The following is a 6,337-nucleotide window of genomic DNA, read 5'->3' as shown; positions in this document are numbered from 1 at the left end:
CGGATGTTGTTCGTGCCCTCGTTCGTGCGGGTGCAGCGCGTTCAGGGGCTTGAAGCCGGGGTCGCCTATCGCGCCTACTACTTCGATCCCAAAGAGGGCGGCGAGTACGACGCCGGCGCGGCGGAACCGGATGATCAGGGAAACTGGCGTCCGCCGAGCCCGCCTCGGTTCCAGGACTGGGTGCTGGTTCTCGAAGCTGAGAACGCCCGCGTCGCCTGATGCCGCCTCCCGCGCAGACATCGAAAGGAGTCGTGTTGACTCGACTTACGCCGATCCTCGCCGCCGTCATCCTGCTCTTGGGAGCCTGTTCCCGGTCGGACCGGCGAGCCGAAACGATCCGTGTCGCGACGGACGCGAGCTATCGCCCGTTCGAGTATTACGACGAATCCCGCGAGCTCGTCGGGTTCGACATCGACCTGATGCGGGCGCTCGCCGAACGCGCCTCGCTGTCCGTCGAGTTCATCAACCAGCCGTTCGACGGGATCATCGCGGGCTTGGAATCGGGAAAGTACGACGCGGCGATCTCCGCCATGACGATCACTCCCGAGCGTGCTGAGCGCGTGCTGTTCAGCGACCCCTACTATGACGCCGGGCAGGTCGTTGCCGTCCGCTCGGAGGACATGAGCATCCACGGGTTCGCGGACCTGACCGGCCGGCGCATCGGCGTCCAGCGCGGGACGACGGGAGCCCTCAAGGCGCGCGACGTCGCGGGCGCCACGCTGAGCGAATACGACACGATCGACCTCGCGTTCCTCGCCCTTGAGAACGGAACCGTCGATGCCGTGATCAACGACGAGCTGACATCGCGCGCCATCGCCGCCGCGCGCGGGTCGGTGAAGCTCGTGGGAGCGCCGTTGACGGAGGAGCGCTACGGCATCGCCTTGCGCAAGGACCGTGAGGAGCTCGCCGCGCGACTGAACGCCGCGCTGGCGACCGCCCGCGCCGACGGCACGCTGGCTGCGCTCGACCGCAAGTGGATTCAGGGCCCATAGCGTGGATAGGCTCCGCTACCTTCTGGGCGGGCTCGGTACGACCCTCCAGTTGCTCACGTGCTCGCTGGCGATGGGTATCGCCCTCGGGCTGATCCTTGTGCTTCTCCGCAGATCGCGCATCGCGCCGCTGCGCTGGGCGGCAGTCGGCTACGTCGAGCTCGTCCGAGGCATCCCGCTCCTCGTGCTCCTCCTATTCGTCTATTTCGGCGTCCAGAGCATCGTCGGACTGCGGTTCCGCATCTCCGAGTTCTGGGCGGCGGTGAGCGCGTTCGGCATCTGCTACGGGGCGTACATCGCGGAAGTGTTCCGGGCTGGCGTCGAGTCGGTTCCCGCTGGTCAGACAGAAGCCGCCAGAGCGCTCGGACTGACGCCGTGGCAGTCGATGCGCTTCGTCATCCTGCCCCAAGCGATTCGGAACACGCTGCCCGCGCTGGTCAACGAATCGGTCGCACTGCTCAAAGACACTTCGCTGGCGACGGTCATCGCCATCCCTGAGATTACGCAGCGGGCGCGGCTGGAGGTCGCGCGAACCTACGACACGTTCGGCGTCTGGGGGTCCGTCGCCGCCATCTATCTGGTGCTGACCCTGGGTCTTTCGGTTCTGTCGAGGTCGCTGGAGCGGAGGCAGTTCGGTGCCCATCATCGCCGTCCGAGACTTGCGTAAGTCGTTCGGAGCTCACGAAGTCCTCGGTGGCATCTCGCTCGACGTCCACGTCGGCGAAAAGGTCGCCATCATCGGGCCCAGCGGTTCCGGCAAATCGACGTTCCTACGATGCCTGAACGGCATCGAAACGCCGAGCGCCGGGACGATCCGTATCGACAGCACGGCTGCCCAGCCGACGGACGGCTCGCCGGTCAGACCTCGCGCCGACACGGGCATGGTCTTTCAGCAGTTCCATCTGTTCCCGCACATGACCGCACACGCCAACATCGCGCTGGCTCCCCACCGGGTTCTGCGGCTGCCGCGACAGAATGCCTCCGACCTCGCCGATGCCTTGCTCGAAAAAGTCGGGCTCGCCGACAAGCGCGACGCGCTTCCGGCGCAGCTCTCGGGCGGACAGCAGCAGCGAATCGCCATCGCGCGCGCCCTGGCGATGTCTCCGCGCGTCATGCTGTTCGACGAGGTGACGTCAGCCCTCGATCCCGAGCTGGTCCACGAAGTGCTCCAGGTCATGCGCGCCCTCGCAGACGAAGGGATGACGATGCTCATCGTCACCCACGAGATGCGCTTCGCAGAGGAGGTCGCCAGCCGCGTGCTCTTCATGGACCACGGAACCGTCGTCGAGGACGGACCCCCGGCGCAGGTGCTGCGGTCGCCGGAGAGCCCACGGGCGAAGGCGTTCCTGCATAGCGTTCTCTGGTGATCGGGTCGGTTGCCCGTCACGCGGCGTGTGTTTCCGCCGTTCAGTTGTGCAGAGCGATTTCCGATTGACGTACCGAGAAGGCGGCTCTAAACTCCCGCGCGGCGTTCCCGATGGGAGCCCGACGCGTGCGCGGGATTCGTCAGGTCCATGCGAGGTGTGCGATATGCCATTGGGTGAGTTGGGCGATCTGAACGCGACGAACTTTGACCGAGAAGTGCTCCATGCGTCGGAGCCCGTCGTCGTCGACTTCTGGGCGGAATGGTGCGCCCCGTGTCGCGCGATTGCGCCGGTCATCGGCGAGCTGGCTCAGGAGTACCAAGGCAAGCTTCGGTTCCGCAAGCTGAATGTCGATGAGAACCAGGGGCTTGCGGGCAGGTTCGGCGTGCAGAACATCCCGACGCTTCTCATCTTCAAGGATGGCGCGGTCGCGGGTCAGATCATCGGCATGCAGCCCAAGTCCGACATCAAGCGCCACTTGGAGCGCCATACCCCCTAACCCATGCGCGAGTCCACTTGGCGATCCCTTTACGACGCCGTCGGGAGTCCCGTGGCGAAGGTCGCCATGCGCGCTGCCGCCGTGTTCGATAGCAAGGCGCGCGAAGTCCTGTCAGGTCAGCGAACGTGGCGCTCGGAGCTCGCACGCAAGCTCGCCGAAGCCCGCTCCGCCGACCGCACGCTCTGGTTCCACACGACGTCGGTCGGCGAGTTCGAGCAAGCCAAGCCGGTCATCGCCGCCCTGCACCCCGACCATCGCATCGTCGTGACCTGCTTCTCGCCGTCGGTGTATCAGGCGATTGGGCGCTATCCGCACGCCGACGGGTCCTGCTACCTGCCGTTCGACTCCCGCCGAGAGGTGAACGCGCTGTTGGACCTCGTCCGGCCGAGCGCGGTCGTGTTCAGCAAGTTCGACGTGTGGCCCAACTGCGTGTGGGAGGCATCCCGCCGAGGGATTCCGGTTGCCCTGATCGCCGGGACGATGCACGCCAAATCGACGCGTCTGATTCAGCCGGTCCGAGGGCTCATGCAGCACGTCTATCCCCATCTGGCGCTGCTCTGTGCCGTGACTCAGGAGGACGCCCACCGGCTTCGCGTGCTGGCGGGGAAGGGCGCGAACATCGTCGTGACCGGCGACACGCGGTTCGACCAAGTCGAGGCGCGCGCGCGCCGATCCGAATCCGAGCCGCTGCCCACGGCGCTCGAAGGTTGGAACGGCTTCACACTAATCGCCGGCAGCACCTACGCAGCCGACGAACAGGTCGTGATCCCCGCATTCGTCGCCCTGCGAAAGCAGATTCCGAGCTCTCGCCTCATCGTCGTGCCGCACGAACCCACGCCGAGCCACGTCGCGATGACGCAGAAAGCGCTGAACCGTGCAGACCTGCGATCCGTATGCCTGTCCGCCGTCGATGCGAGGGCGGACGCGCGCCGGGCTGACGCGCTGATCGTCGATCGAGTTGGTCTGCTCGCCCGGCTCTACGCCGCTTCGGACGCCGCCTTCGTCGGGGGCAGCTTCCATCGGCGCGTTCACAACGTCATGGAGCCTGCGGCGTTCTCGAAGCCGGTCCTCGTCGGACCGCTGACCGACAACTCCTCGGAGGCGGCGGGGCTGCGAGCGTGCGGCGGCAGCATCGCGGTCACCGGCAGCGACGATCTCGCCGAAGCCCTCATCCGGCTTGCCCAAGACGCGGAACGGTGTCACCGTATCGGCACAGCCGGGAGACAGTTCATCGTGGTCAATCTCGGAGCGAGCGACCGGACGCTCGAAGCGCTGCGAGCCCATGTACTCCCCGCGACGACCGAGCGGCGCTGACCCAACCTGCGTGGAGCGATGCCGTCGTGGTCTCATTTGTCTGGAACCGAATCCGCGAGCTCTACGAGGCGGAGGTGGCGCACCATTTCCTGCTTCACCTGAACACCCGCGACATCGTCGCGCACAACGTCTTCGGATACATTCCGTTCTCCGACTACCTGCTGTGGAATGTCGGACAGCTTGGCGACGAGTCGGTCAATTGGCTCCTCATGGCGTACGACCGATCCTTGGGAGCCGTGTTCCCGCCCGATCTCCGCGTGCGCGGCGGCGAGCGCGCCGACTACCAGTGGCGGTTCGGTCTCAACGCGACGCTCTACAAGTTCGCCCAGAGCTCCTCCGTGGCGGGGAACGACCGGGCAGCGCTCGGAGCGCTGGCGGCGTTGTCGCTGCTCGACGTCGAGTTCGGCAAGTGCGCGCAGGACGATAGCGCTGATGAGAAGCCCTTCGCGCGGATGCGCGACGACCCGACCTTCCAAGCGATCCTCGCGACTCAGCCCCGCTACCAATGGAAGCACCTCAACTCAGGAATCCGTGCCGCGCGCTCCGGCGTCGACCGGAACATGGCGCTCGGAGACGTCATCAACCGGTTCGACGGGCTGCTTCACGGGAACCCGTACGGGCGACGGGTCGCCATCCTGATCGAGCGCGTCGAGATGATGGCTCCCAACCGCCATCGCTCCCGTCGCAACGAGCCGATCGGGAACACCGAGTCGATCCTACTCACCGAGACGCTCGCCCGCTGGTCTTACGACAAGGTGATCCGCGCTCGCCGTAATCTGTTGGTGATGACGACGCAGAACCTGGCGGATGTCGCCCCGGAGATCCTCGACAGCCGCGAGCTGGTCGTGCTGGAAGTGCCTCTGCCGGAGCTTCAAGAGCGGCGCGCGTTTCTGAGACATCTGGGGCTCTTCACGGAGCACTGGCAGCCGCCCCCAGAACCCAAGGAAGGCGAGGAGCCGGTCAAGGACTGGCCCCCCTTCCGGCAGAGGACGCAGTACCCCGACCGGCTGCGCTACTCGGAAGGCTTCAACCAGCGCGACGCCGCCCAGCAAACCGCCGGGCTGACGCTCAGCAGCATTTACGACGCGATCCTGCCCAGCACGATCCATTCCACGGCGGTGAGGTGGGAGGACCTGCACGAACGCAAAGCGCGCGAGGTGCTCGACTTCTCACGCGGGCTGCTCGAACTTGTGCCGCCGGATACGCCTCTGGAGCACGTCGGCGGGCTGACGCACGTGGGTCGCTACTTTCAGGAGGTCATCACGCGTCTGCTCGCAAGCGACCGCGTTGCCGTGCCCAACGGCGTCTGGCTGTTCGGACCGCCGGGAACCGGCAAGAGCATGACGCTTCACGCGCTGGCACGCAGCACGATCGTGCCGGTGCTCCGACTCCGAATGCCGCACGAACTGGGCATTCGACCCGCAGAGCTAGGACTCGCGGCAGAGGACGCGTACGCGAATGACCTGATGTTGGCGCTGAACTACGCGCGCTCGATCGGACCCTCGGTCGTCTTCATCGACCGTGTCGACGAGACGTTCCGCCGGGGCAGCACGGCTTTGGGACGCGCTCCGACCTCACGCGCGACCGGCATGCTCCTCGACTGGATGTCGCGCCCCGACACGCGCTGCCAAATCCTGTGGGTCGGCGCATCCTCCGCGCCCGAGCTGGTCGAACCGAGCCTCGTCGCCGTGCCGCTGATGGATACGCTCGTCTATCTGCTGCCGACACCCCAGGAACGCGCGGACATCCTCCGCAAGGTGTTGCTGCATACGCACGTGCCGTTCAGCGGCGACATCCCGTTCGAGGAGCTGATGCGCCAGCCCGCAGCCGAACGTCTCACCGGCGAGGACCTCGCGACCATCGTCGTCCGCGCCTCGCGACGCGCCTCGGTCTCCGGCAGATCGCAAGTCGTCCGAGACGACCTGCTGGCGACGCTCAACGACTTCGCATCAGAATCGACACCGATGGAGACGGAGTGGAGATCGCTGCAAGCGGCGAGGTTCTCCACCGCCAGGACGCAACTTCCAGACGTGATCCTTCCGCCACTCGCGGCGTCCATCTTGGATGGATCGCGCGTCGCCAAGGAGCGCATCGACGCTCGGCTCCGCGAGTTGTCACACCTGATGTCGCCGACAGGCGTCTGACTCGTCGTTGCCCTGTTCGGCTCGATG

At 66.2% G+C, this 6,337-nt stretch carries 7 protein-coding genes; all 7 read left to right on the top strand.

Translation table 11 applies throughout. The features are described from left to right. Positions 1-219 (top strand): hypothetical protein (locus FJZ36_07760; protein MBM3214793.1); only part of this gene is annotated, 219 nt, incomplete at its 5' end. Next, the gene (locus tag FJZ36_07755; GenBank protein ID MBM3214792.1) at positions 219-992 is read left to right on the top strand and encodes a basic amino acid ABC transporter substrate-binding protein; all 774 of its coding nucleotides are present in this window, start codon (positions 219-221) and stop codon (positions 990-992) included. The genes FJZ36_07760 and FJZ36_07755, both read left to right, overlap by 1 nt. Further along, entirely contained in the window at positions 958-1,656 is a 699-nt protein-coding gene (locus FJZ36_07750; protein MBM3214791.1) for an amino acid ABC transporter permease, read from the top strand. The genes FJZ36_07755 and FJZ36_07750 overlap by 35 nt, the downstream gene beginning before the upstream one ends. Then, positions 1,631-2,356, top strand: coding sequence for an amino acid ABC transporter ATP-binding protein (locus FJZ36_07745; GenBank protein MBM3214790.1), 726 nt, complete (start codon positions 1,631-1,633; stop codon positions 2,354-2,356). The genes FJZ36_07750 and FJZ36_07745 overlap by 26 nt, the downstream gene beginning before the upstream one ends. Before the next feature lie 163 nt (positions 2,357-2,519). Further along, complete coding sequence (trxA, locus tag FJZ36_07740; GenBank protein ID MBM3214789.1) at positions 2,520-2,852, top strand: thioredoxin; 333 nt, start codon at positions 2,520-2,522, stop codon at positions 2,850-2,852. Between the two features lie 3 nt (positions 2,853-2,855). Beyond that, on the top strand, positions 2,856-4,166 hold the full coding sequence (locus FJZ36_07735) for a hypothetical protein (protein ID MBM3214788.1): 1,311 nt from the start codon (positions 2,856-2,858) through the stop codon (positions 4,164-4,166). Positions 4,167-4,192: 26 nt separating this feature from the next. Further along, entirely contained in the window at positions 4,193-6,310 is a 2,118-nt protein-coding gene (locus FJZ36_07730; GenBank protein ID MBM3214787.1) for an ATP-binding protein, read from the top strand. Positions 6,311-6,337 lie beyond the last annotated feature (27 nt).

This window comes from Candidatus Poribacteria bacterium (assembly GCA_016866785.1).
Lineage (GTDB): Bacteria > Poribacteria > WGA-4E.
This window is presented reverse-complemented; position numbering and strand designations above follow the sequence as displayed.